This window comes from Pseudomonas shiyinii, from assembly GCF_056725765.1.
Genome location: NZ_CM161522.1, coordinates 3,985,085 through 4,008,814, shown reverse-complemented (window position 1 = coordinate 4,008,814; position 23,730 = coordinate 3,985,085). Strand labels below are relative to the sequence as shown.

General features: G+C 64.2%; 23 protein-coding genes. 13 read left to right on the top strand and 10 right to left on the bottom strand.

Annotated features, from left to right (window positions below; genetic code table 11):
• Positions 1–80: 80 nt before the first annotated feature.
• The 3 genes from ACXHGZ_RS18140 to gdhA all read left to right on the top strand — a co-directional run bounded on the left by ACXHGZ_RS18140 (position 81) and on the right by gdhA (position 4,053).
• Entirely contained in the window at positions 81–470 is a 390-nt protein-coding gene (locus ACXHGZ_RS18140; protein ID WP_224456953.1) for a hypothetical protein, read from the top strand.
• 235 nt (positions 471–705) lie between these two features.
• A complete protein-coding gene (ettA, locus tag ACXHGZ_RS18135) occupies positions 706–2,373 on the top strand; it encodes an energy-dependent translational throttle protein EttA (RefSeq protein ID WP_084858638.1) in 1,668 nt (555 codons plus the stop codon).
• A gap of 339 nt (positions 2,374–2,712) precedes the next feature.
• Positions 2,713–4,053, top strand: coding sequence for an NADP-specific glutamate dehydrogenase (gene gdhA, locus ACXHGZ_RS18130; protein WP_480460803.1), 1,341 nt, complete (start codon positions 2,713–2,715; stop codon positions 4,051–4,053).
• Between the two features lie 122 nt (positions 4,054–4,175).
• On the opposite strand, the gene ACXHGZ_RS18125 is transcribed toward gdhA, so the two are convergent.
• From ACXHGZ_RS18125 to ACXHGZ_RS18110, 4 genes are all read right to left on the bottom strand, one after another.
• On the bottom strand, positions 4,176–4,673 hold the full coding sequence (locus ACXHGZ_RS18125) for a GreA/GreB family elongation factor (RefSeq protein WP_084858632.1): 498 nt from the start codon (positions 4,671–4,673) through the stop codon (positions 4,176–4,178).
• A 67-nt stretch (positions 4,674–4,740) separates the two neighbouring features.
• On the bottom strand, positions 4,741–5,097 hold the full coding sequence (locus ACXHGZ_RS18120; protein ID WP_084858631.1) for a hypothetical protein: 357 nt from the start codon (positions 5,095–5,097) through the stop codon (positions 4,741–4,743).
• A 125-nt stretch (positions 5,098–5,222) separates the two neighbouring features.
• Positions 5,223–7,076 (bottom strand): Lnb N-terminal periplasmic domain-containing protein, encoded by a 1,854-nt coding sequence (locus tag ACXHGZ_RS18115; protein WP_480460800.1) that lies wholly within the window; start codon positions 7,074–7,076, stop codon positions 5,223–5,225.
• A 79-nt stretch (positions 7,077–7,155) separates the two neighbouring features.
• The gene (locus tag ACXHGZ_RS18110) at positions 7,156–7,644 is read right to left on the bottom strand and encodes a DUF3015 domain-containing protein (protein ID WP_084858629.1); all 489 of its coding nucleotides are present in this window, start codon (positions 7,642–7,644) and stop codon (positions 7,156–7,158) included.
• A 254-nt stretch (positions 7,645–7,898) separates the two neighbouring features.
• Between ACXHGZ_RS18110 and ACXHGZ_RS18105 the strand changes: the two genes are divergently transcribed.
• The 5 genes from ACXHGZ_RS18105 to bamJ all read left to right on the top strand — a co-directional run bounded on the left by ACXHGZ_RS18105 (position 7,899) and on the right by bamJ (position 12,737).
• Positions 7,899–10,337, top strand: a complete 2,439-nt coding sequence (locus tag ACXHGZ_RS18105) for a Lon protease family protein (RefSeq protein WP_084858628.1) — start codon at positions 7,899–7,901, stop codon at positions 10,335–10,337.
• 162 nt (positions 10,338–10,499) lie between these two features.
• Positions 10,500–10,838, top strand: a complete 339-nt coding sequence (locus tag ACXHGZ_RS18100) for a PA4575 family protein (RefSeq protein WP_084858627.1) — start codon at positions 10,500–10,502, stop codon at positions 10,836–10,838.
• 259 nt (positions 10,839–11,097) lie between these two features.
• Entirely contained in the window at positions 11,098–11,586 is a 489-nt protein-coding gene (locus tag ACXHGZ_RS18095; protein ID WP_084858626.1) for a TIGR00645 family protein, read from the top strand.
• 135 nt (positions 11,587–11,721) lie between these two features.
• Positions 11,722–12,027, top strand: coding sequence for a DUF6482 family protein (locus ACXHGZ_RS18090; protein WP_480460798.1), 306 nt, complete (start codon positions 11,722–11,724; stop codon positions 12,025–12,027).
• A gap of 92 nt (positions 12,028–12,119) precedes the next feature.
• Positions 12,120–12,737 carry a BamJ family beta-barrel-assembly machinery protein gene (gene bamJ, locus ACXHGZ_RS18085; RefSeq protein WP_084858624.1) on the top strand — a complete coding sequence of 206 codons (618 nt, stop codon included), beginning with the start codon at positions 12,120–12,122 and terminating at the stop codon, positions 12,735–12,737.
• Positions 12,738–12,838: 101 nt separating this feature from the next.
• Here the strand turns inward: bamJ and ACXHGZ_RS18080 are convergent, their stop codons facing one another.
• From ACXHGZ_RS18080 to ACXHGZ_RS18070, 3 genes are all read right to left on the bottom strand, one after another.
• Positions 12,839–13,084, bottom strand: coding sequence for a PA4570 family protein (locus ACXHGZ_RS18080; protein WP_084858623.1), 246 nt, complete (start codon positions 13,082–13,084; stop codon positions 12,839–12,841).
• 151 nt (positions 13,085–13,235) lie between these two features.
• Positions 13,236–13,577, bottom strand: a complete 342-nt coding sequence (locus ACXHGZ_RS18075; RefSeq protein WP_196143766.1) for a zinc ribbon domain-containing protein YjdM — start codon at positions 13,575–13,577, stop codon at positions 13,236–13,238.
• 164 nt (positions 13,578–13,741) lie between these two features.
• Entirely contained in the window at positions 13,742–14,710 is a 969-nt protein-coding gene (locus ACXHGZ_RS18070) for a polyprenyl synthetase family protein (RefSeq protein WP_480460795.1), read from the bottom strand.
• 244 nt (positions 14,711–14,954) lie between these two features.
• Between ACXHGZ_RS18070 and rplU the strand changes: the two genes are divergently transcribed.
• From rplU to ACXHGZ_RS18045, 5 genes are all read left to right on the top strand, one after another.
• Positions 14,955–15,269, top strand: a complete 315-nt coding sequence (gene rplU / locus ACXHGZ_RS18065; protein WP_011532169.1) for a 50S ribosomal protein L21 — start codon at positions 14,955–14,957, stop codon at positions 15,267–15,269.
• A gap of 38 nt (positions 15,270–15,307) precedes the next feature.
• Entirely contained in the window at positions 15,308–15,565 is a 258-nt protein-coding gene (rpmA, locus tag ACXHGZ_RS18060) for a 50S ribosomal protein L27 (RefSeq protein WP_070092741.1), read from the top strand.
• 188 nt (positions 15,566–15,753) lie between these two features.
• Positions 15,754–16,977, top strand: coding sequence for an Obg family GTPase CgtA (gene cgtA / locus ACXHGZ_RS18055; RefSeq protein ID WP_084858620.1), 1,224 nt, complete (start codon positions 15,754–15,756; stop codon positions 16,975–16,977).
• Between the two features lie 217 nt (positions 16,978–17,194).
• Positions 17,195–18,313 carry a glutamate 5-kinase gene (gene proB / locus ACXHGZ_RS18050; RefSeq protein ID WP_480460793.1) on the top strand — a complete coding sequence of 373 codons (1,119 nt, stop codon included), beginning with the start codon at positions 17,195–17,197 and terminating at the stop codon, positions 18,311–18,313.
• A gap of 22 nt (positions 18,314–18,335) precedes the next feature.
• Entirely contained in the window at positions 18,336–18,779 is a 444-nt protein-coding gene (locus tag ACXHGZ_RS18045) for a CreA family protein (protein ID WP_172403060.1), read from the top strand.
• A 125-nt stretch (positions 18,780–18,904) separates the two neighbouring features.
• Here ACXHGZ_RS18045 and mksF read toward each other — a convergent pair whose 3' ends face one another.
• The 3 genes from mksF to mksB are packed head-to-tail and all read right to left on the bottom strand — an operon-like array spanning position 18,905 to position 23,719.
• Positions 18,905–21,736: an Mks condensin complex protein MksF gene (gene mksF / locus ACXHGZ_RS18040; protein WP_480460791.1), complete on the bottom strand. Its 2,832-nt coding sequence runs from the start codon at positions 21,734–21,736 to the stop codon at positions 18,905–18,907.
• Positions 21,733–22,440: an Mks condensin complex protein MksE gene (gene mksE, locus ACXHGZ_RS18035; RefSeq protein WP_480460790.1), complete on the bottom strand. Its 708-nt coding sequence runs from the start codon at positions 22,438–22,440 to the stop codon at positions 21,733–21,735. The genes mksF and mksE overlap by 4 nt, the downstream gene beginning before the upstream one ends.
• Complete coding sequence (mksB, locus tag ACXHGZ_RS18030; protein ID WP_084858615.1) at positions 22,430–23,719, bottom strand: Mks condensin complex protein MksB; 1,290 nt, start codon at positions 23,717–23,719, stop codon at positions 22,430–22,432. Before mksB ends, mksE begins: the two co-directional genes overlap by 11 nt.
• Positions 23,720–23,730: the final 11 nt, after the last annotated feature.

Sequence of the window (23,730 nt, the reverse complement as noted above, 5' to 3'; positions counted from 1 at the left end):
ACGGCCATTCGGCAAGACCCTGCAAGCTGTGCGAGAATGCCGGCCGCTTCATAGTCAACGCTTTTTGGAGATGTACGGTTTTGGTTACCCACTATTCCACCAATGGCCTCGATTCCGCCTGCGGGCGCAGCAGTCAGACCCTGGTCAGCACTGTCGTGGCCGATGACGTATCCTGCAAGTCCTGCCAGCGCTCCCTGGCCAAGCCGGACGCCGCCGCTGCCGTGCGCAAGAGCCCGTCGCTGGCTGAGCTGCGCAAGTCGGCCAAGGCCGTCGCCGAGCCGGCTGCTGCAACGGTCGCACCGGCGGCCGTAGCGGCGAAACCTGCTGCCAAGCCTGCCGCCAAGCCGGTAGCGAACACGCCGGCCCGTTCCGGCGGCTTCAGCGTCAAGGCCGCCTGGGCTGCACGCCTGGCCGAGCAGAACGACCGTTGCCGCCTGCCGCGCGGCAAGGCGAAGCAGTCGCACGTCTGAGCGCTGCGCCGGCAGTAACGACCCAATCGCGGGACAAGCCCGCTCCCACAGGCCCTGTGCTGTCTTTGTAGGAGCGGGCTTGTCCCGCGATTGGGCTGCAAAGCGGCCCTGCCACCTGTGAATCGCCATCAGTTGGCGTAGAATGGCCCACTTTGTTCAACGTCCCCGTAAACACATGCGTCCCCTGGCCATTGCCGGGGTCGATGTCTTTACCTATCTGATAGAGGGCTTGGTTTTGGCTCAATACGTCTACACCATGCATCGGCTGAGCAAGGTCGTGCCGCCGAAGCGGGAAATTCTCAAGAACATTTCCCTGTCGTTCTTCCCGGGCGCCAAGATCGGCGTGCTCGGCCTGAACGGCGCGGGTAAATCGACCCTGCTGCGGATCATGGCCGGCGTCGACAAGGAGTTCGACGGCGAAGCCCGTCCGATGCCCGACATCAATGTCGGCTATCTGCCCCAGGAGCCGCAGCTGGACCCGAGCAAGACCGTTCGCGAAGTGGTCGAGGAAGCGGTCAGCGTGATCAAGGATGCCCAGGCGCGTCTGGACGAGGTCTACGCCGCCTACGCCGAGCCTGATGCCGACTTCGACAAGTTGGCGGCCGAACAGGCCAAGCTCGAAGCCATCCTGCAGGCCGCCGACGGCCATAACCTGGAGCGCCAGCTGGACGTCGCCGCCGACGCCCTGCGCCTGCCGCCATGGGAGGCGAAGATCGAGCACCTCTCCGGTGGTGAAAAGCGTCGCGTGGCCCTGTGCCGCCTGCTGCTGTCGGCGCCCGACATGCTGCTGCTGGACGAGCCGACCAACCACCTGGACGCCGACTCGGTGGCCTGGCTCGAGCGTTTCCTGCACGACTTCCCCGGCACCGTGGTGGCGATTACCCACGACCGTTACTTCCTGGACAACGTCGCCGGCTGGATCCTGGAACTGGACCGCGGCGCCGGCATCCCGTACGAAGGCAACTACTCGGGCTGGCTGGAGGCCAAGTCGGCGCGTCTGGAGCAGGAATCCAAGCAGCAGAGCGCCCATGAGAAGGCCATGAAAGAGGAACTGGAGTGGGTGCGCAAAGGCGCCAAGGCTCGCCAGTCCAAGTCCAAGGCCCGTCTGGCGCGCTTCGAGGAAATGCAGTCGCAGGAATTCCAGAAGCGCAGCGAGACCAACGAGATCTACATCCCGGCAGGCCCGCGCCTGGGCGACAAGGTCATCGAGTTCAAGAACGTCACCAAGGGCTATGGCGATCGCGTGCTGATCGACAACCTGTCGTTCTCCATGCCCAAGGGCGCCATCGTCGGCGTGATCGGCGGCAACGGTGCCGGTAAGTCGACCCTGTTCCGCATGCTGATGGGCAAGGAACAGCCGGACTCGGGCAGCATCGAAATCGGTGAAACCGTGCAGCTGGCCTGCGTCGACCAGAGCCGCGAGGACCTGGACGGTGCCAAGACCGTGTTCCAGCAGATCTCCGACGGTTCGGACATGATCCGCATCGGCAACTACGAGATCCCGTCGCGCACCTACGTCGGCCGCTTCAACTTCAAGGGTGGCGACCAGCAGAAGTTCGTCAAGGACCTCTCCGGTGGTGAGCGTGGCCGCCTGCACCTGGCCCTGACCCTGAAGGAGGGCGGTAACGTCCTGCTGCTCGACGAACCGTCCAACGACCTGGACGTCGAAACCCTGCGTTCGCTGGAAGAAGCCCTGCTGGACTTCCCGGGCGCCGCGATCGTGATTTCCCACGACCGTTGGTTCCTGGACCGCGTGGCCACTCACATCCTGGCCTACGAGGACGACTCGAACGTGGTGTTCTTCGAGGGCAACTACACCGAGTACGAAGCCGACCGCAAGAAGCGCCTGGGCGATGCCGCTGCCCAGCCACACCGGGTACGGCACAAGAAGCTGGCCCAGTAAGCCGGCACGCGTCGCACAACAATGGGGCCCTTCGTGGCCCCATTTTCGTGCGCGCTGTGTCCGCCCCCATGTAGGAGCGGCCTTGTGCCGCGATCGGGCGCGCAGCGGCCTTAAACGCTGCAACCGCGGGCTATCAGGTACAACTGGGATGCCTGGTTTTACGGCCGCTGCGCGCCCGATCGCGGCACAAGGCCGCTGCTACAGGATTTGTATACAGTTATAGAAAATGCACTAAAAATTTTCAGAAAAACGACATGTCGCCCTGTTCCGGTGCGATTGGTTCTTGGTAAAGTCCGGAAAAAACCAACAAGTCCCAATCCTCTTGGTGAGATGTCTACCATGATCGAATCCGTCGACGATTTCCTGGCCCGCCTCAAGCAGCGCGATCCGGCCCAGCCTGAGTTCCACCAGGCCGTGGAAGAAGTGCTGCGCAGCCTCTGGCCCTTCCTTGAAGCCAACCCCCGTTACCTGAAGGCCGGCATTCTCGAACGCATGGTCGAGCCGGAGCGCGCCGTACTGTTCCGCGTGTCATGGGTCGACGACCAAGGCAAGGTGCAGGTCAATCGCGGCTACCGTATCCAGATGAGCAGCGCCATCGGCCCGTACAAGGGCGGCTTGCGCTTCCACCCGTCGGTGAATCTGGGTGTGCTGAAGTTCCTGGCCTTCGAGCAGGTGTTCAAGAACTCGCTGACCTCGCTGCCCATGGGCGGCGGCAAGGGTGGTTCGGACTTCGATCCGAAGGGCAAGAGCGACGCTGAGGTCATGCGCTTCTGCCAGGCCTTCATGAGCGAGCTGTATCGCCACATCGGCGCCGACCTGGACGTGCCGGCCGGTGATATTGGTGTCGGGGCCCGCGAGATCGGCTACATGTTCGGCCAATACAAGCGCCTGGCCAACCAGTTCACCTCGGTGCTGACCGGCAAGGGCATGACTTATGGCGGCAGCCTGATCCGTCCGGAAGCCACCGGCTACGGCTGCGTGTACTTCGCCGAAGAGATGCTCAAGCGCCGCGACCTGCGCATCGATGGCCGCCGCGTGGCGATTTCCGGCTCCGGCAACGTGGCCCAGTACGCCGCACGCAAGGTCATGGACCTGGGCGGCAAGGTGATCTCGCTGTCCGACTCCGAAGGCACCCTGTTCTGTGAAGCCGGCCTGACCGACGAGCAGTGGGATGCACTGATGGAGCTCAAGAACGTCAAGCGTGGCCGTATCAGCGAGCTGGCCGGCCTGTACGGCCTGGAGTTCCGCAAAGGCCAGACCCCATGGAGCCTGCCGTGCGACATCGCCTTGCCATGCGCCACCCAGAACGAGCTGAACGCCGAAGACGCCCGCGCCCTGCTGGCCAACGGCTGCATCTGCGTGGCCGAAGGGGCCAACATGCCGACCACCCTCGAGGCTGTGGATATCTTCCTGGAAGCCGGGATCCTGTATGCCCCGGGCAAGGCATCCAACGCCGGTGGCGTAGCCGTCTCGGGCCTGGAGATGTCGCAGAACGCCATGCGCCTGCTGTGGACGGCCGGTGAAGTGGACAGCAAGTTGCACAACATCATGCAATCGATCCACCATGCGTGCGTGCACTACGGCGAAGAGGCCGACGGCACCATCAACTACGTCAAGGGCGCCAACATCGCGGGCTTCGTGAAGGTCGCCGATGCGATGCTGGCCCAGGGCGTGGTCTGATTCGAGAACCGGGGGCCGCTTTGCGGCCCTTTCGCGGCACAAGGCCGCTCCTACAGAAGATTCCGTCCCCCTGTAGGAGCGGCCTTGTGCCGCGAAAGGGCTGCAACGCAGCTCCAGCCATCTTAATCTTCAGCCAAAATGGCCACCACCTCGATCATCTGATCTCCTGCCGGCCTTCGCCACAGCACCTCGTCCCCAGGCCCAGCCCCCAGCAGCGCTCGCCCCAGGGGCGATCCCCAATTGACCAACCCACGCAGTGCATCGGCCTGGTCCTCACCCACCAGCTGCACCTGCTGCTCCTGGCCCTCGTCATCGACGAAGCGCACCCGGCTGCCGATCTGTACCTTTTCCGTGGATGTGGCCGGTGGCACCACCTGGGCACTCTGTACCCGGGCCGTGAAATAACGCAGGTCCCGCTCGGTGTCGGCCAGGCGCTGCTTGTCGGTACGTTCGCCCTGGCCCAGCAGCTCGCTGCGCAGCGCATTGAGCTCGGCCACTCGTTGCTGCAACTGGGCAAGGCCGGTGGCGGTGACATAATTGGGCTGGTCGCTGACCCGCCGCTCCACCGGCTGGCTGGCCTGGGCGGCGGCCTGGTCTTCGTTGACGAATGCTCGGCTCATGAAAGGCCTCCTTGTGCAGGAGACCATGGTGGCAGGGAGTGGGTTTCAACGGTTGTCCGTTTGCGACTCATTGGCGGCGATAGGCGCGTGCGGCGCCGCGATCCTTCTCCTGCTGCCAGTCCCGGTCACGTTCGTCCCAGTAGCGTTCGCGGTACTGGCGCAGGTCTTCGTTGCTCTGCATGGCGTGGCATTGGCGGAAGCCGTCGTCCCAGCCGCTGGCGTACTGGCGCTCGTGCAGGTAGCGCGGCACGTTCTTGCGAAAATCCCCGACCATAAGCCCTGCAGCTTGGCGGCCGCTGCTGCAACCGTCGCCGAAGCCATCGGCATAGGCCGGTGGGTAGCCTTGGTCGATCATCTGTTCATGGGCCGACTGGCAACCCACCAAGAGCAACGTTATCCACAAACCGAACCCGTACCGCCACATATCCACAACCTCCGACCGACAGGTGAAAGTCTAGGTGGCGATTTGTCGGGGGGCTGTCAAAACGGTGTCAAAGGCTCGATGCGGTGATTGCCCCGCGATTGGGCCGCAAAGCGGCCCTGTTCGCGTCAGTAGTGGTACCACTTCAATTCGAGCATCACCTCGTTCTGTGCGGTAGCCAAGTGGCTGAACTCGCGACTGGCGCTCAGGCGCAGCCCCAGGTTCTGGCTGATCTCCCATTGCTGATTGAGGCTCAGGCTGCGACGCACCTCGCCATTGGCGAAGTAGTCCCCCTTGGCCTCCAAGGTCAGGTTGCCCAGCCCGTTGCGCCACAGCAGGCCTCCATTGAAGCCGGCAGCTGGGGCGACGAACTGGGCGAAGTCGTTGTGATGCTCGACCCGCAGCGTGCCCAGGGCAAAGCCCAGCAGGCCGTCGGCCAACTGCCAGGTGGCGCCGGCCCCGCCATTGACATGGCTGACCAGCACCTCGTCGTCATGCTTGCCCGGCACTCGTTCCAGCCCGCCTGCCACCTGCCAAGACCAGGGCTGCAACAACGCGTTGCGCGGGGTCAGGGAGCGGATCGTCGCCAAGTCCAGGCGCTGCACTTGCCAGTCGTTGCCTTCGTACTGGCGCAGCTTGAGCTGGAGAATCTCGATCTGCGCACCCAGAGGGAAGCCATAGGCGTTGTCGTTGAGGTCGTGGTAGGCCATGCGCAGGCCATATTCGGCGTAGGCGCGGTCTTCTCGGGTGCCGACCCCCAGCTGCCAGGTGCGCGACTGGTGGCCATCCTCGGGCAGGCCCGGGCGTTCGATCTGCAGGGGCGGCGGCGGGTTGCGGTTGATCGCCCGCAACAGCTCGAAGCTGCGCCTGGCCTGGGCTGGGTCGCGTTGCTGGCCGTTGGCGCGGTAGCGTTCCAGCCGGTAGGCCGCGTCCTGCACCAGGGCCTGGCGTTCACGGGGCAGGGCGGTGAAGGCTGGCGACTGCAACAGGTCGGTGTCGGCGCTGACGGCCAGCACCTGTTGTTTTTCCTCATGGTCCAGCGGCTCGGCGCGGGCCAGCAGCTCGCGTTCGCGGGAAGGCCGGTAGTGAACGCTGGCCACCAGGCCCGATTGCTTGACCGCCTTGACCGTGTCGGTGGGGATGGCGGTCAGCGGGAACTGCGAAGTCAGGTCCAGGCTCGGGCGCGCCACCTGCAGCAGTTCCAGCAGGCGATAGGAGCAGTTTTCGTCGAAGAAGAAGTAGTCGAACTGGATCTGCTTGAGTTCCCACACGTGCTCGACCATACGCCCGGTTTCCGCCGGGGTGAGGTCCAGCTGGTACTCCCACAGGTCGCGGTTTTCCAGGCTGCGGTATTCGGAGAGCTTCTCCTGGTAGGGCATCAGTGCGAACAGGCCGGGGTAGCCGCCCATCAGGCCTTTCCAGGCATAGAGGATGCTGTTGTCACTGCCTTCGATATAGGCGCCGAAATTGATCGCGTAGCTCAGCAGCGCCGTGTCGTCGCTACGGGTTTTCGACTGGTCGATGCGCAGCAGGGTATGGCCGAACATCGACGAAGGGCTGTTCAGGTAGGCGGCCGGGAACACCAGCACGGCACTGTGCGGGTCGATGGACTGGTACCAGGTCGCGAACTCCTGGCAATCGGGTCGCGGCAAGTCGGTGAGCTGCAGCTGCTCACGCAGCCAGCGGGTGCGCGCCGGGAACACGCACTGGGCATGCTTGTCACCCAGGCTGGCCGGGGCATACAGCGCTTGCACCGTAGCCTGAAGCTCCTGCTCGGGGTGGTGGGCGCCGTCTTCGGCGAGGAAGAAGGCATCGTCGTCCACATAGCTGCGCCAGCCACCGAGCTTGGCCGTCTCGTAATGACCGAGGGCGATCCAGTAGGGCGTCGAGGCCAGTTGTCGTACACGGGCCGGGTCGAGCTGTGGCGCGGCATGAAGCGGGGCACTGGCGACCAGCGCCAGGCAAGCGAGGCGTTTGAGCATATCGGGCAACTACGTCTGGATGATGCCGAAGGTGAAATTGACCGAACCCGCCCCGAAGCCGGGGCGGGAAGGGCAGGACTCAGGCCTCGGTGGCGTATTTGGCCAGGCGTGGGTCGCTCTTGAGCACAGCCAGGGTGTTGCTGTGGACGGTTTCGGCAGTGACGTCGGCGCTGCTGAAGATCTCGCTGAAGTGCTGGTGGGTGACGGCGGCGAAGTGCGCGCGGTCTTCAGGTGCCACGCCGAGGACCACGGCGTAGGTGGTCAGGGCTTCGCCCTGGCCCTGGGCCATGTCTTCGGAGAGTTCGTTCATCATGCCGTTCATGGCGAACCAGGACTTGCCGCCATAGGTCAGGGAGGCCTTGGTCGAGCAGCCGTTGGTGCCCGAGGTCATGCCGAACGTCGCGTTGCCGGAGGTGCCGTTGGTGGTGGAGGCCAGGAAGTGGGCCGGTGTGCCGCGCTGGCCCTCGAAGAGCATGTTGCCCCAGCCGCAGTTCGGGCCACCTGGCGCTTCGGCCATGGCGTTGATCGAGACAGCGGCGAACAGAGTACCCAGAAGAATCCGTTTCATAGCTTTGTTCTCTTTCGTAGACGTACCAATGGTCAGGGTTCTGGCAACGCGGTTGCCAGGTCGGGAAAGCAAATACGCCCACCCGCGCAGGTTGGAGTTTAGGCATGATCCAAAGGTTGCGTTATTTATTGCGAAAAATTGCATGTGTGGGCGTACCTGTGCCCCTGCGACATAAAGTCCCGGCAAGCCTTGCAAGCTGCGCGCAGGCAGCGCCAGAATGCCTGTCATCCGCCCCGCCGAAGTAAGGAAACCCAATGCCCGATCCTGTCGCCTCGCGCCTGCGTCTCGCGCCCGAAGCCCTGACCCGGCGTTTCTCCGCTGAACAGTTTGCCTTTGCCACCACCGACGATCTGGAGCCGTTTCGAGGCGTCCTGGGCCAGGAGCGTGCCGTCGAGGCCCTGCAATTCGGCGTGGCCATGCCGCGCCCCGGCTACAACGTATATGTAATGGGCGAGCCCGGCACCGGGCGCTTCTCGTTCGTCAAGCGCTACCTCAAGGCCGAGGGCAAGCGCCAGCAGACCCCCGCCGACTGGGTCTACGTCAACAACTTCGACGAAACCCGCGAACCCCGGGCCCTGGAGCTGCCGGCCGGCAGCGCCAGCGAATTCATCGCCGACATGAACGGCCTGATCGACAACCTGCTGTCGACCTTCCCGGCGGTGTTCGAACACCCGTCCTACCAGCAGAAGAAGGGCGCCATCGACCGCGCCTTCAACCAGCGCTACGACCGTGCCTTGGACGTGATCGAGCGGGCGTCGCTGGAAAAGGACGTGGCCCTGTACCGCGACGCCAGCAACGTCGCCTTCACCCCCATGAGCGAGGGCAAGGCCCTGGACGAAGCCGAGTTCGCCCAGTTGCCCGAGGAGGTGCGCGAGCGCTTCCACGAGGACATCGCCGAACTCGAGGAGCGCCTCAACGAGGAGCTGGCCAGCCTGCCGCAATGGAAGCGTGAGTCGAACAACCAGCTGCGCCAGCTCAACGAGGAAACCATCACCCTGGCGTTGCAGCCGTTGCTGGCGCCCTTGTCGGAGAAATACGCCGAGAATGCCGCGGTCTGCGCCTACCTGCAGTCCATGCAGCTGAACCTGCTGCGCACCGTGGTCGAGCAACTGGTCGACGACAGCAAGCCCGACGCCGTGGCGCGCAAGATGCTCGAGGAGCAGTATGCGCCGAGCCTGGTGGTCGGCCACCACGCCAGCGGCGGTGCGCCGATGGTGTTCGAACCTCACCCGACCTACGACAACCTGTTCGGGCGCATCGAGTACAGCACCGACCAAGGCGCGCTCTACACCTCCTATCGCCAACTGCGCCCGGGCGCGCTGCACCGCGCCAACGGAGGCTTCCTGATCCTGGAAGCGGAGAAGATGCTCGGCGAGCCGTTCGTCTGGGACGCCCTCAAGCGGGCCTTGCAATCGCGCAAGCTGAAGATGGAGTCCCCCCTGGGCGAGCTGGGCCGGGTCGCAACGGTAACCCTTACGCCGCAGATGATCCCGCTCAACGTCAAGCTGGTGATCATCGGTTCGCGCCAGCTCTACTACGCCCTGCAGGATCACGACCCGGACTTCCAGGAGATGTTCCGGGTGCTGGTGGACTTCGACGAGGACATGCCGCTGGTCGATGAGAACCTCGAGCAGTTCGCCCAGTTGCTGCGTACGCGGACCAACGAGGAAGGCATGGCGCCGTTGACGGGGGATGCGGTGGCGCGCCTGGCCACCTATAGCGCCCGCCTGGCGGAAAACCAGTCGCGCCTGTCGGCACGTATCGGTGACCTGTTCCAGTTGGTCAGCGAGGCGGACTTCATCCGTCAGTTGGCCAACGAGGAGATGACCGACGCCGGGCACATCGAGCGGGCCCTCAAGGCCAAGGCCACCCGCACCGGGCGCGTTTCCCAGCGGGTGCTCGACGACATGCTCGCCGGGATCATCCTGATCGACACCGAAGGCGCGGCCATCGGCAAGTGCAACGGCCTGACCGTGCTCGAGGTGGGCGATTCGGCATTCGGTATGCCGGCACGTATCTCCGCTACCGTCTACCCGGGCGGCAGCGGCATCGTCGACATCGAGCGCGAGGTCAACCTGGGCCAGCCGATCCACTCCAAGGGCGTGATGATTCTCACCGGCTACCTGGGTAGCCGCTATGCCCAGGAGTTCCCCCTGGCGATCTCGGCGAGCATCGCCCTGGAGCAGTCCTATGGCTACGTCGATGGCGACAGTGCCTCGCTCGGCGAGGTCTGCACCCTGATCTCGGCGCTGTCGCGCACCCCGCTCAAGCAGTGCTTCGCCATCACCGGGTCGATCAATCAGTTCGGCGAGGTGCAGGCGGTCGGTGGGGTCAACGAGAAGATCGAGGGCTTCTTCCGGCTCTGCGAAGCGCGCGGCCTGACCGGCGAGCAGGGGGTGATCATCCCCCGTGCCAACGTCGCTACGCTGATGCTCGATGAGCGTGTGTTGCAGGCCGTCGAGGCCGGGCGCTTCCATGTCTACGCCGTCAGCCAGGCCGATGAGGCCTTGAGCCTGCTGGTGGGCGAGGAAGCCGGTGCGCCGGACGAGAAGGGCCAGTTCCCCGAGGGCAGCGTCAATGCCCGGGTGGTGGAGCGCCTACGAGTGATCGCCGAGATGATCAGCGAAGAAGACGTCAAGGAAGCCGAGAAGGAGCGCCTGGAGGAGGTGGTGGCCCAGGCCAGCCCAGCCTGAGTCAATTAACCGGCGCTGGCGGCCAGTGGCTACCGTTTAGCGCCGGTTTTCCATCTTTTTCCGCGGGTCTTCTATGCTGGAACTTAAGGACGGCAGCAGCGTTCAGGATGGAAACAGCCCTGGGTTCCGGGCTGAACAAGGCTTCACGGAGGGGACGCCGCCATGCGCAACCTCAGCCTCACCCGCCAGTGCCTGGGCCTGGTGACCCGCATCGAATGCAGCATACGCCCGCTGGCCGGCGACACCGGCATGTGGACCCTGCTGTTCGCCGCCGGCATGGCGGGGGAGCAGCCTTCGGCCATCAAGGCCCAAGGGCCTTTCCACGGGCCGATGGTGGCCGAGTCGGTGCTCAATGCCATTGTCGACAGCCTGACGTTGCACGGCTATCAGGTCGCCGATGACCCTCAGATCTGGTGCCTGCACCTGCAGGCACAGTTGCGCAGGATCAACGGCGAGCGTTGCCGCAACCTTGGGGATTTCCAGTTCCATCCCGAAACCTGAAGCCGAGGGGCGTTGGTACGGTCTCTGTTCTGAAAACAGCACAGGACAGGTGTGAGCAACTGTCTTGAATTTTTTGCCCTGGCCAATCGCCGGCAAGCCGGCTCCCACCTGTCCTGCACTGTTTCCAGAGCCTGTGGGAGCCGGCTTGCCGGCGATTGGGCCGTAAATCGACCTCGACACTGCCAGGCTTTTGCTGTCGGGACGTGGATGGCTATACTCGCGCCTCGCTTTTTCGTCATCTCACGAGTCTCTACCTCCCATGGAACGTTTCCTCGAAAACGCGATGTATGCCTCGCGCTGGCTGCTCGCCCCGATCTACTTCGGCCTGTCCCTGGGCCTGCTGGCCCTGGCACTGAAATTCTTCCAGGAAGTCGTCCACGTCCTGCCCAACGTCTTCTCCTTGAGCGAAGCCGACCTGATCCTGGTGATCCTCTCGCTGATCGACATGTCGCTGGTCGGCGGCCTGCTGGTCATGGTGATGATTTCTGGCTACGAGAACTTCGTCTCGCAGCTGGACATCGACGACAGCAAGGAAAAGCTCAACTGGCTGGGCAAGATGGACTCTTCCTCGCTGAAGATGAAGGTTGCGGCGTCGATCGTGGCGATTTCCTCCATCCACCTGCTGCGGGTGTTCATGGATGCCCAGAACATCTCCACCGACTACCTGATGTGGTACGTGATCATCCACATGACGTTCGTCATCTCGGCCTTCGTCATGGGCTATCTGGATAAAGTCACCAAGCACTGACAGCACTGCTGTCGGCAGTACCCGCCGCCCGTCCGTTGCAAAAACGGACGGGCGGTCGCGTTCATGGCTTGTGGTTTTGCCTGGGCTGTACAAAAAATGAGCAGTCATGCGTGGTTCTCGTTGCGAGGTGCTCTCATGAACCTGCATCAGCTCAACGTCGAGGCCAGGGCCGGCCATGTCGATGAACTCAACCTGATCGCCATCGAAGGCGGCGACTACTTGCTCGAGGCCCGGGTCAAGGGGCATGCCCATCCGCTGGCCGATGTCCGTGGCGAACGGCTGCGGGTGCATTCGGTGGAAGATGCGCGCAACCTGCTCAGTGCCGTGCCGCTGTTGTCCATGAACTTGGTGCACTGGTCCGTCCAGGACGAGATGTGCGGAATGGGCACGCACCCTGAAGAAGACCTGAAGGTGCCGATTTCCCAGCGTTCGGCCTGGTAGTTCTGATAGCTGATCACTGCGCCGCTGTGTGCTAGGCTTCACGCCCTTTTTCATGCAGGGCGGATTACCTTCGCCCTCAAGCGGAGAGTGAAATGTCCGAACTCAACCTGACCACCGACGAATCGCGCGTCAGCTACGGCATCGGCCGTCAGCTGGGCGGCCAGCTGCGCGACAACCCACCGCCAGGCGTGAGCCTGGAAGCCATCCTGGCCGGCCTGACCGACGCCTTCAACGGCGCCGACAGCCGCGTCAGCGAGGCCGACCTGTCGGCCAGCTTCAAGGTCATCCGTGAAGTGATGCAGGCCGAAGCTGCTGCCAAGGCCGAAGCCGCTGCTGCTGCCGGCAAGGCCTTCCTGGTCGAGAACGCCAAGCGTGAAGGCATCATCACCCTGGCCTCGGGTCTGCAGTACGAAGTCCTGACCGCAGGCGAAGGCGCCAAGCCGAGCCGTGAAGACAACGTGCGTACCCATTACCACGGCACGCTGATCGACGGCACCGTGTTCGACAGCTCCTACGAGCGCGGCCAGCCGGCTGAATTCCCGGTCGGTGGCGTGATCGCTGGCTGGACCGAAGCCCTGCAGCTGATGAACGCCGGCAGCAAGTGGCGCCTGTACGTACCGAGCGAACTGGCCTACGGTGCCCAGGGCGTTGGTAGCATCCCACCGCACAGCGTGCTGGTGTTCGACGTCGAGCTGCTCGACGTTCTGTAATGCCCTTGGGGCCGCGTTGCGGCCCTTTCGCGGCACAAGGCCGCTCCTACAGAGGCCTGCGCGGTGGCTGTAGGACGCGCCCCCTCTCTTTCGACCCAGCCTCAATTCCAGTCCGTTCCCCCAGGGCGCAACGCCCGCGCATAGCAGAACAGGAACAGATTGCGTACCAGCTCCTTGAGCACCCCAGGCTCGCTTGAATTCAAGCCATTGATGTCCAGGTCGCCCTGGTCGCGCAGTTCATCGAGCGCGTCTTCCTCGAGCACAGCGCACACTTCGCCGGTGTCCCGGTGGAGGATTCTCAGGTAGGGGTGGGGCCGGTCGAGCCAGGCATCGATCAGATAGGTCATGGCTGTTCTCCTTGGAAAGCGGGTTCCAATGAGAATAATTCTTATTATCAGAATAGCAAGGCCCTATTGGCTATTTTCTTCCAGGCGGGGCAGGGACCTTGTTTCAGGGGCTGTCGGGGCTGCCTGGGCGGCAACCCCGAGCGGCAGGCCGTCAGACCTTGCGGACGAACTCCGACTTCAGCTTCATGGCGCCGATGCCGTCGATCTTGCAGTCGATGTCATGGTCGCCGTCGCACAGGCGGATGTTCTTGACCTTGGTGCCGACCTTCACCACCAGGGATGAGCCCTTGACCTTGAGGTCCTTGATCACGGTAACGGTGTCGCCATCCTGCAGGACGTTGCCGACCGAATCCTTCTTCACCACGTCGTCGCTGGCGGCCTCGGCTTCGGCGTTGGGCGACCACTCATGGGCGCATTCGGGGCAAATCAGTTGGGTGCCATCCTCATAGGTGTATTCGGAGTTGCATTTTGGGCAAGGTGGCAAAGTGCTCACGGAGGTTCCTCAAGACAGGAGAAATAAAGCCCACATTGTATAAGGTTTTGGCGGGTAGATGTGGCTTGCTGTGCAAATGCAATCGCGGGACAAGCCCGCTCCCACCAGGTTCTGTGGGTAACGGACCTGTGGGAGCGGGCTTGTCCCGCGATGGGGGGGCGAAATCAGTGGGTACGGGCGACCGAAAACTCGCTCAGCTCGACCAGTGCATCACGGTATTCGCTGGCGGGCAGCACTTCCAGGCACTCGATGGCGCGCTTGACGTAGTCGCGGGCCAACCGGGCGGTGTAGTCCAGGGCGCCGGAGGCTTCCACGGCGACGCGGATCTGCTCCAGGTCCTCCAGGCCACCCTTCTGGATCGCCTGGCGCACCAGGGCAGCCTGTTCGGCGGTGCCTTCGCGCATGGTGTAGATCAGCGGCAGGGTCGGTTTACCTTCGGCCAGGTCGTCGCCGACGTTCTTGCCCAGCGTCTGCGAGTCGCCCTTGTAGTCCAGCAGGTCGTCGACCAGCTGGAAGGCCACGCCCAGGTGGTCGCCGAAGGTGCGCAGGGCCTCGCGCTGTTCGTCGCTGGCACCGGCCAGTGCGGCGGCGCTGTGGGTCGAGGCCTCGAACAGCATCGCGGTCTTGCCGCGGATCACGTCCATGTACACCTCTTCGGTGGTGCTGGCGTCGCGTACCCGCGACAGCTGCAGCACTTCGCCCTCGGCGATCACCCGGGTGGCCTTGGAGAGGATCTGCATGACTGGCATCGAGCCGAGCTCGACCATCATTTCGAACGAGCGCGAATACAGGAAGTCGCCCACCAGCACGCTCGGCGCATTGCCCCACAGGGCGTTGGCGGTGGAGCGGCCACGGCGCATGCCGGACATGTCGACCACGTCGTCGTGCAGCAGGGTGGCGGTGTGCAGGAACTCGATGGTCGCCGCCAGCAGGCGCAGGTCGTCGCCTTCGCGCCCCAGGGCCTTGCCGCACAGCAGCACCAGCAGCGGGCGCAGGCGCTTGCCGCCAGCGGACGTGATATAGTCGCCGATCTTCGATACCAGCGGCACGCGCGAGGTCAGCTGCTTCTTGATGATCTCGTCGACGGCGCTGAAATCGTCAGCTACCGCGCGGTAGAAGGATTGGGGTTGCATCGGCTGCTCCATTGAGGTTGCGCGGCATGCTAGGTCGCGGGTCCCGGTGTGTCAAGGCGCGCTGCCCGTGGCCCGGGGCCGCCACTTGCAAGCATTTATCGGGTTGCGTACAATCGCGCACCCTAACTTCCTGGGCAGCACCTGCCTTACGCAATTGCACCGGGCCGTTCCAGCCCAGTGCAGCCATGCCAGCCAATACTCATCATATAAAGCGCTGGGTGAGCAGGATTATCGGAGAAATACCATGTCTTACGCAGTAATCGTTACCGGCGGCAAGCAGTACAAAGTCGCTGAAGGTGAATTCCTCAAGATCGAGAAACTGGAAGTCGCCACTGGCGAATCCGTGACTTTCGATCGCGTTCTGCTGGTCGCCAACGGCGACGACGTCACCATCGGCGCGCCAGTCGTCGCAGGTGCCAAGGTTGTGGCTGAAGTCGTTTCGCAAGGTCGTCACGACAAGGTTCGCATCATCAAGTTCCGTCGTCGTAAGCACCACATGAAGCGCATGGGCCACCGCCAGTGGTTCACCGAGATCAAAATCACCGGTATCCAGGCTTAATCGCCTAGGTCCCCTGAATTTATTTGGAGAATTGAACCATGGCTCACAAAAAGGCTGGTGGTAGTACTCGTAACGGTCGCGACTCAGAATCGAAACGCCTTGGCGTGAAGATGTATGGCGGCCAGGTTATCAAGCCGGGCAACATCATCGTCCGTCAGCGCGGCACCGAATTCCACGCTGGCTACGGTGTTGGCATGGGCAAGGACCACACCTTGTTCGCCAAGATCGAAGGCGTGATCAAGTTCGAGAAGAAAGGCGAGTTCAACCGCCGTTACGTGAGCATCGTCGCAGCCTAATCGCGACGTCGCTCCAGAAGCCCCGTCATGCGACGGGGCTTTTTCGTTTGTGGTGAGCCTCTTGCAAAGCTGTTTGTATGGGCTGCCGGCGTGGGTTTCTACGGTCGTACGGGGCCGCCGCGCTCATTTTTGCAAGAGCCTCAGGTGTTCAAGCTATTCAGCTCGTCGGAAGGCGAGAGGCGGTTTTTATGAAGTTTGTTGACGAAGTATCGATCCGGGTCAAAGCCGGTGATGGCGGCAATGGTTGCATGAGCTTCCGCCGCGAGAAGTTCATCGAGAACGGTGGCCCCAACGGTGGCGACGGTGGTGACGGTGGCTCGGTGTACATGGTGGCCGACGAGAACCTCAATACCCTGGTCGACTACCGCTACACCCGCCACCACGAAGCCCAGCGTGGCCAGAACGGCGGCAGCACCGACTGCACCGGCAAGAAGGGTGAAGACCTGTTCCTGCGCGTGCCGGTCGGCACCACCGTGATCGACGCCTCGACCCAGGAAGTGATCGGTGACCTGGTCACCCCGGGCCAGAAGCTGATGGTCGCCCAGGGCGGCTGGCACGGCCTGGGCAACACCCGCTTCAAGTCCAGCACCAACCGCGCGCCGCGCCAGACCACGCCAGGCAAGCCGGGTGAGCAGCGCGACCTGAAGATGGAGCTGAAAGTGCTGGCCGACGTCGGCCTGCTGGGCTTGCCGAATGCCGGCAAGAGCACCTTCATCCGCTCGGTTTCGGCTGCCAAGCCGAAGGTCGCCGACTACCCGTTCACCACCCTGGTGCCGAACCTGGGTGTGGTCAGCGTCGACCGCTGGAAGAGCTTCGTCATCGCCGACATCCCCGGCCTGATCGAAGGCGCTTCCGAAGGGGCGGGCCTGGGTATCCGCTTCCTCAAGCACCTGGCGCGTACCCGCGTACTGCTGCACCTGGTCGACCTGGCGCCGCTGGACGGCAGCAGCCCGGCCGATGCCGCCGAGGTCATCATCAACGAGCTGGCGCAGTTCAGCCCGGCACTGGTCGACCGCGAGCGCTGGCTGGTGCTGAACAAGGCCGACATGATCATGGACGAGGAGCGCGACGAGCGCGTCAAGGAAGTGGTCGAACGCCTGAACTGGGACGGCCCGGTGTACGTGATCTCGGCCATCGCCAAGCAGGGTACCGAGCAGCTCAGCCACGACCTGATGCGCTACCTCGAAGACCGTGCCGATCGCCTGGCCAATGACCCGGCCTACGCCGCCGAGCTGGCCGAACTCGATCAGCGCATCGAAGACGAGGCCCGTGCCCAGCTGCAGGCGCTGGACGATGCCCGTACCCTGCGTCGCACGGGCGTCAAGAGCGTGCATGACATTGGCGACGATGACGACTGGGATGATTTCGAGGACGACGAAGACGGCCCGGAAATCATTTACGTGCGCGACTGATCGGTTGCAGTACACTAAACGCCGCTCTGCGAGCAGTGTGCCGTTGATCAGGCTTGGGCGTTGAACCCATCGCGGGGCAAGCCCGCTCCCACAGGTCCATGCGATCCTTGTGGGAGCGGGCTTGTCCCGCGATTGAGGGCACCACCATTTTCACGGCACGCCGCTCCAATGAGCGGCGTTTTGGTATCTACAGATTCGACATAGGTTGGAAGAGAAGATGCGAAGCAAGGTGACGGGCGCCAAGCGCTGGGTCGTGAAGATCGGCAGTGCCCTGCTGACGGCGGATGGCAAAGGCCTGGATCGCGGCGCCATGGCCGTCTGGGTCGAGCAGATGGTCGCGCTGCGGGAAGCGGGCGTGGAGTTGGTGCTGGTCTCCTCCGGGGCCGTGGCCGCGGGCATGAGCCAACTGGGCTGGGCTTCGCGACCGAGCGCGATGAACGAGCTGCAGGCCGCCGCCGCCCTTGGCCAGATGCGCCTGGTGCAGGCCTGGGAGTCGAGCTTCGGCGAGCATGGCAAGCACACCGCGCAGATCCTCCTGACCCATGACGACCTCTCCGACCGCAAGCGTTACCTCAACGCCCGCAGCACGCTGCGTACCTTGGTCGACCTGGGCGTGGTGCCGGTGATCAACGAGAACGACACCGTGGTCACCGACGAGATCCGCTTCGGCGACAACGACACCCTGGCAGCCCTGGTGGCCAACCTGGTGGAAGCCGACCTGCTGGTGATCCTCACCGACCGCGACGGCATGTTCGATGCTGACCCGCGCAACAACCCCGAAGCGCAGCTGATCTACGAAGCCCGCGCCGACGACCCGGCCCTGGATGCGGTGGCCGGCGGCACGGGGGGCGCCCTGGGCCGCGGCGGCATGCAGACCAAGCTGCGCGCCGCACGCCTGGCGGCCCGATCTGGTGCCCACACCATCATCATCGGTGGCCGCATCGAACGCGTGCTCGATCGTCTCAAGGCCGGTGAACGCCTGGGTACGCTGCTGTCGCCGGAGCGCGGCATGCTCGCCGCCCGCAAGCAGTGGCTGGCCGGCCACCTGCAGACCCGCGGCACCCTGGTGCTCGATGCAGGTGCCGTGCAGGCCCTGCGTCAGGCCAACAAGAGCCTGTTGCCGGTGGGCGTGAAGACCGTGCAGGGCAGCTTCCGTCGCGGCGAGATGGTGGTGTGCGTCGGCCCTGACGGCCTTGAAGTAGCCCGTGGCCTGGCCAACTACAGTGCCCTGGAAGCACAGAAGATCATCGGTCAGCCGTCCGATGCCATCGAGAGCCTGCTGGGCTACAGCGCCGAACCGGAACTGGTGCACCGCGACAACCTGGTGCTGGTCTGAGGGCGTGAACGTGCTGAAAAGGATGATTGCCGTGGCGGCGCTGGCGCTGCCGATGCTGGCCGGGGCTGAGGAAATCGGCCAGGTCTCTACCGTGTTCAAGTTCCTCGGGCCGAACGACCGCATCGTGGTCGAGGCATTCGACGACCCCAAGGTCGAGGGTGTGACCTGCTACCTGTCGCGAGCCAAGACTGGCGGTGTGAAGGGTGGGTTGGGCTTGGCCGAGGACCGTGCCGAGGCGTCGATCGCCTGCCGCCAGGTGGGGCCGATCCACTTCAAGGGTGAATTGAAGGACGGCGAGGAGGTGTTCAAGGAGCGCACCTCGCTGGTGTTCAAGACCATGCAGGTGGTGCGCTTCCTCGACAAGAAGCGCAATACGCTGGTGTACCTGGTGTATAGCGACCGGCTGATCGAAGGCAGCCCGCAGAACGCGGTGACGGCGATTCCGATCCTGCCGTGGGCTAAATAACACCCGAGCGGGAGGCCTTTGGCCTCCTTTCGCGGCACGAGGCCGCTCCTACAGGGGGTACGCCTATTCCTGTAGGAGCGGCCTTGTGCCGCGAAAGGGCCGCAAAGCGGCCCCTGTTCACCGAATCAGGCCAGCTCCTCGGCCTGATCCTCGCGCACGATCGCCTTCACCTCATCGAGCCGGCTGATGTACTTCCAGTCCGCCTCGTCGATGTAGATACCGTTCGGCCCGCTGCCGCCTTCCAGGTCGATCGCCACCCGCGCCGACACCTGCGGCTTCACGCTCGCCAGGATCGGCACGAAGCCCAGCTGCTGGCTGGTCTCCAGCAGCGCTGCCTGGTTGCGTTCGTCGATGTCCGCCGCCTCGTCGAGGTAGTAGGGCAGGCGAATGCGCCCAGCCAGGTCGCGGTCCATCAGGTGCAGCAACAGGTACATGTTGGTCAGCGCCTTGATGGTCATGGTGGTGCCGTTGGACGCGGCGCCGTCGATGTCGGCATGGATCACCGGCTGGCCATTGATCTTGGTGATCTCGAACGCCAGCTCGAACAGGTCCTTCAGGCCCAACTGGTTGTGGTTGGCTGCCACCAGCCGTGCCAGGTACTCCTTGGCCTCTTCGTTCTTGTGGTCCTGCTCGGCGCTCTGGGTCAGGTCGAACACAGACAGGGTTTCACCTTCCTCGTACTGGCCGGCGCTGTGGATGATCTGGTCGATGTGCTTGAGCGCTTCCTTGTTCGGTGCCAGGACCACGCGGAAGCTTTCCAGGTTGGACACCTGGCGCTTGTTGATCTCGCGGTTGAACAGGGCCAGCTGGTGCTCGAGGCTGTCGTAGTCGCTGCGGATGTTGCGCAAGGTCCGGGCGATGTCGGTGACCGCCGCGCGGCGTGCCTTGGCCAGGGTCAGGGCTTCCTCGGTGCGGTGCGAGTAGGCGTTGATCAGCAGTTGCAGGCGGCGCTCCATGTCGTCTTCGCTGTCGAACTTGGCCACGCCCTTGAGGCGCACCTGGGCGTACAGCGCCTCGATCTGGTTGTCCACGCGCTGCAAGGCCTGCCAGCTGTCCTGGTAGTCGTTGAGCAGCGGCAGCAGGTTGTCCATGGAATCGTCGATCGCTTCCATGAACGGGGTGCCGAACGGCAGGTCGGCCGGCAGCAGCTGGCGACGGCGCAGGGCGTCTTCCAGGGTGCGCTGCTTGGCTTCCAGGTCGGCGATCTGCCGGCCCACCAGCTGCAATTTGGCCGACAGCTGCTGGACGCGTTCGGTGAAGGCGTCGCTTGAGCGCTTGAGTTCGTCCTGGGCGGCTTCGAGTTGGGCGAGCTGTTCCAGCTTTTCCGGCTCCTCGGCACTCAGGGTCTCGGTACGGCGATAGTCTTCCAGGGCCTTCTGGGCATCGAGCACCTGCTGGTACAGGGCTTCGGTCTGCGCCTTGGACGCACTGCGGTCGGCGGCGACGGCCTGTTGGGTCTTGAGCTGCTTGAGTTCTTTTTCCAGGCGCGCCGATTGGTCGCGCAGGGCGGCACGGTCAGCCAGGGCCTGGAGCGCCGGCGGGTCGATGTGGGAAAGGTCGATGGACACGCCCGGAGCTTCGAAGCGCTCGCCCTTGAAGCCGTCGAGCACCGCTTCGAGGGTTTTCACCCAGACATCGCTGTCGTCCAGCTCGATGCCCCGGTCGCCCAGCGGCAGGCTGAACAGCGCGCCGTTGAACAGGCGCATCAGGCGATCGACGTCCTGTTGCGAGAACTCCTCGCGCAGGCGGGCGTAGCTGTTGTTGTCGGCGTGGTCGAGTTGCTGCTTGACCTGCTTGAGGCGTTTTTCCAGGTCGCGAACGCGTTCGTCCAGGTCCTCGGCGGAGAACTGCCGTGACTGGGCCAGGGCGCCGGCCAGTTCGTCGTGGGCATCCTTGGCGGCCAGCAGTTGCTGCTCCAGGGTCTTCACGTCGGTGACCAGGGCAAAGCGGTGCTTGAGTACCGACAGCTCGCCCAACCAGCGCTGGATGCCGGTGATCTCGCGCTCCAGGCGCATCAGCTCCTGGGTACCGCCGCGCTGGTCGTTCTGCAGGCGGTCCTGCTCGCTGCGGTAGTGCTCGGACTGGATGACCAGCTCTTCCTTGCGGGCCATGGCGTATTCCTGCCAGGTGCCCAGCAGGTTGTCGAGCAATGGCGAGATACGGTGCAGCTTGCCGCGCAGGATGTCACGCTGGGCCACGCCGCCGGCCAGGGCCTCGACCAGGGGGCCGGCGGCGACCAGGGCGTTGTAGTCCTGTTCCATGCGGCGTACGTCGCGGAAGGCTTCCTCACAGGCGGCGATGTAGTCGACGCTGCCCGAGCGCAGGCTGTGCTCGAAGGCATCGAGGAACAGTTGCTTGAGCTTGGCCGCGGTGATCTCGCGCATGTGCAGCAGGTTGATGAACAGGGCACGGAAGGTCTTCAGGCTCTGCTCGCTGGTCGAACGCAGCGGGATCAGGGTCAGGTCCAGCGGCACCGAGGTGTGGCCGCCGACCAGCAGCCGACGCAGCTCGTCGGGCTTGAGCTCGTAGGCCTTCAGGCCGTGCTGTTCGAGGTTGGTGAACAGCTCCTTCTGGCGCAGGCAGGTGTCGTTCTTCTGGTAGTGCGCCAGGTCCAGCTGGCCTTGGTAGGCGAAGAACTGGTGGCCGAAGCCGCCGCCCGGGCCACGCCCGACCACGCCGATCACGTGCGGGCCGTGGGGTAGGTTCAGTTCGCAGAGGATGTAGCTGGTGTCGCTGGCGAAGTAGAACCGGCGCGACTGCTCCAGGCTGTACTTGCCGAAGCTCATGTCGGACATGCGCGCCAGGATCGGGAACTGCAGGGCATTGATCGAGGCGGACTTGCCCAGGTTGTTGGCGCCGTAGACCGACAGCGGGTGCTCCAGGGGGAACAGGCCCAGGCTGTAGCCGGCGGTGTTGAGCAGTGCGAAGCGGCGAATACCGTAGCGTTCCTGGCTCATGCATCAATCTCCTGTTGCTCTTCGCGAATGGCCCGGGCCAGGGCTTCTTCCTCGCTCTCCTCGCTGTCGAACGGGGTGAGGTCAAGCGGGTCGTCGGTGCGGTTGAGTTCTTCCGGGCTCTCTTCTTCGACCAATACCGGCGTAGGCAGCGGCAGGTCGCTGTGCAGGGTGGCGGCCAGGTCCCGGTCCTGCTGGACCGACAGGCACACGTCGAGGAAACGGTGCATCGGCGGCAGGAAGCGGTAGATGCCGCCTTCCTCGAGGGCGAAGCCCAGCTGGGTCATGCGGCGCAGGATTTTTTCTTCGAGCTCGTCGACGGTCTGCACTTCGGCCTGGATGAACAGGTCGCGGTACTTTTCCAGCAAGGACGGCAGCTCGTCGCGGCCGACGCTGCCGCCATCGAGCACGGCCATCGGGTCGCGACCCTGGTCGGCCAGGTGCTCGACCAGGATGAAGGTGAACAGCGACAGGCGCTGTGCGGTCTTGTTGACCTGGGCGGCGGCCTGCTCGGGCACGAAGTAGTAGAAACCGCGGGTGTCGCACACCAGCTCGAAGCCCAGGGCCTTGAACAAGGTGCGGTACTGGTCCTGGAAGTTCGACAGCTGGGCATACAGTTCAGGGTCGCGGCGGCTGATGTGGAAGCCCTTGAACAGCTCGCGGAAGATCGGCGCGAGCTGGGACAGTTCGGAAAGATCAAGATGCATTGGCTGGGCTCGCGTTGGAGTCGGACGTGGTCGTTGGCGTGGCTTGGCGGCTGGACGTCAGGGCGAAGGAGCGCAGGCTGACCAGGTGCTCGCGGGTGGTGTATTCCTGGCGTTCGAGGCGCTCGCGGCTGAAGCGCTTCTCCCGCGACAGGCGCGAGAACCAGTACAGCAATTCGTCGGTGGCGCCTTCGGGCTCCTGCTCCAGCAGCCAGACCATCAGGTCCGGCAGGGGCAGGGCGTCTTCGCAGCGCTCGAGCATTTCCTTGACCGTGCGTGGGGCGCGGGGCAGCGGGCCCTTCTGCGACTTGTGTGCCTTGGGGAAGCGCGCCGGCTTGGGCTCGAAGCGGGCCAGGGCATAAACGTACGCTTCGACCTGGCTGGCACTGCCGAGGAAGGTGCTCTGCGGGCGGGTGAACATCGGCATGGCCGCTTGCGGCACGGCATCGATGCCTTTCTTGCGGATTACCGACAGGGCCAGGGCGGCGCCGCGGGTCACGGCGTTGTGCCGGCGTGCTTCCTCGCGCAGGGGCAGCAGCAGTTCACGGGCGTGGCGCAGGGTGAGCTGAGCACTGGTCTGCATCTCGAGGATACGGGCGTGGGTGCGCAGCAGCATGTCGTCGTCGACCAGGTGGCCCAGGCGCGCCTGCTCGCCCAGCAGGCGCAGCAGCACGGTCTCGACCTTGCGAACGCCTTGCTCGAAGGCGCCGTCGGCATTGACCAGCTGGATCATCGGCTCGACGTACTCGTCCCAGGTCGCCAGGACCTCGGCGTAGCGCTGGCGCAGGGGGATTTGGCGGTTGCTGGTCTTGGCCCGTTCGGCCACGGCCACCAGCGCCTGCTCGTCGTTGTCGAGCTTCTTGAGCACGTCGCGCACGCGCATGTCGAGCAGGCGCAGCTGGCGCGCCAGGTCGTCGCTGTCGCGGTTGTCGAAGGCGTCCTGGATATGCCCGGCCAGACGCTCCAGGTGGCGCAGGTAGGCTTCGATCTCCAGGCACAGGCCCAGGCGGTGCTCGCGGCGCAGGTAGGCGAGGAAATCGTGGATCTGGGCGTTGAGCTCGAAGCGGTTCGGGCTCTTGGCCACCGGCACCAGAATGTCCAGGCGGATCCACACGTCGAGCAACTGGGTGATGTCCTGCGGCGTGCTTTCCACCTGCTGCCGGGCCAGTTGCTGGCGCAGCTCGACCAGGCTCAGGGTGCCTTGGTCGAAGCGCTCGCACAGCGGCTCGATCAAGGCCCAGTGTTCGGCTAGGGCGCGCAGGACGCGCTTGGGTTCGATCATTGGCGGGTCGA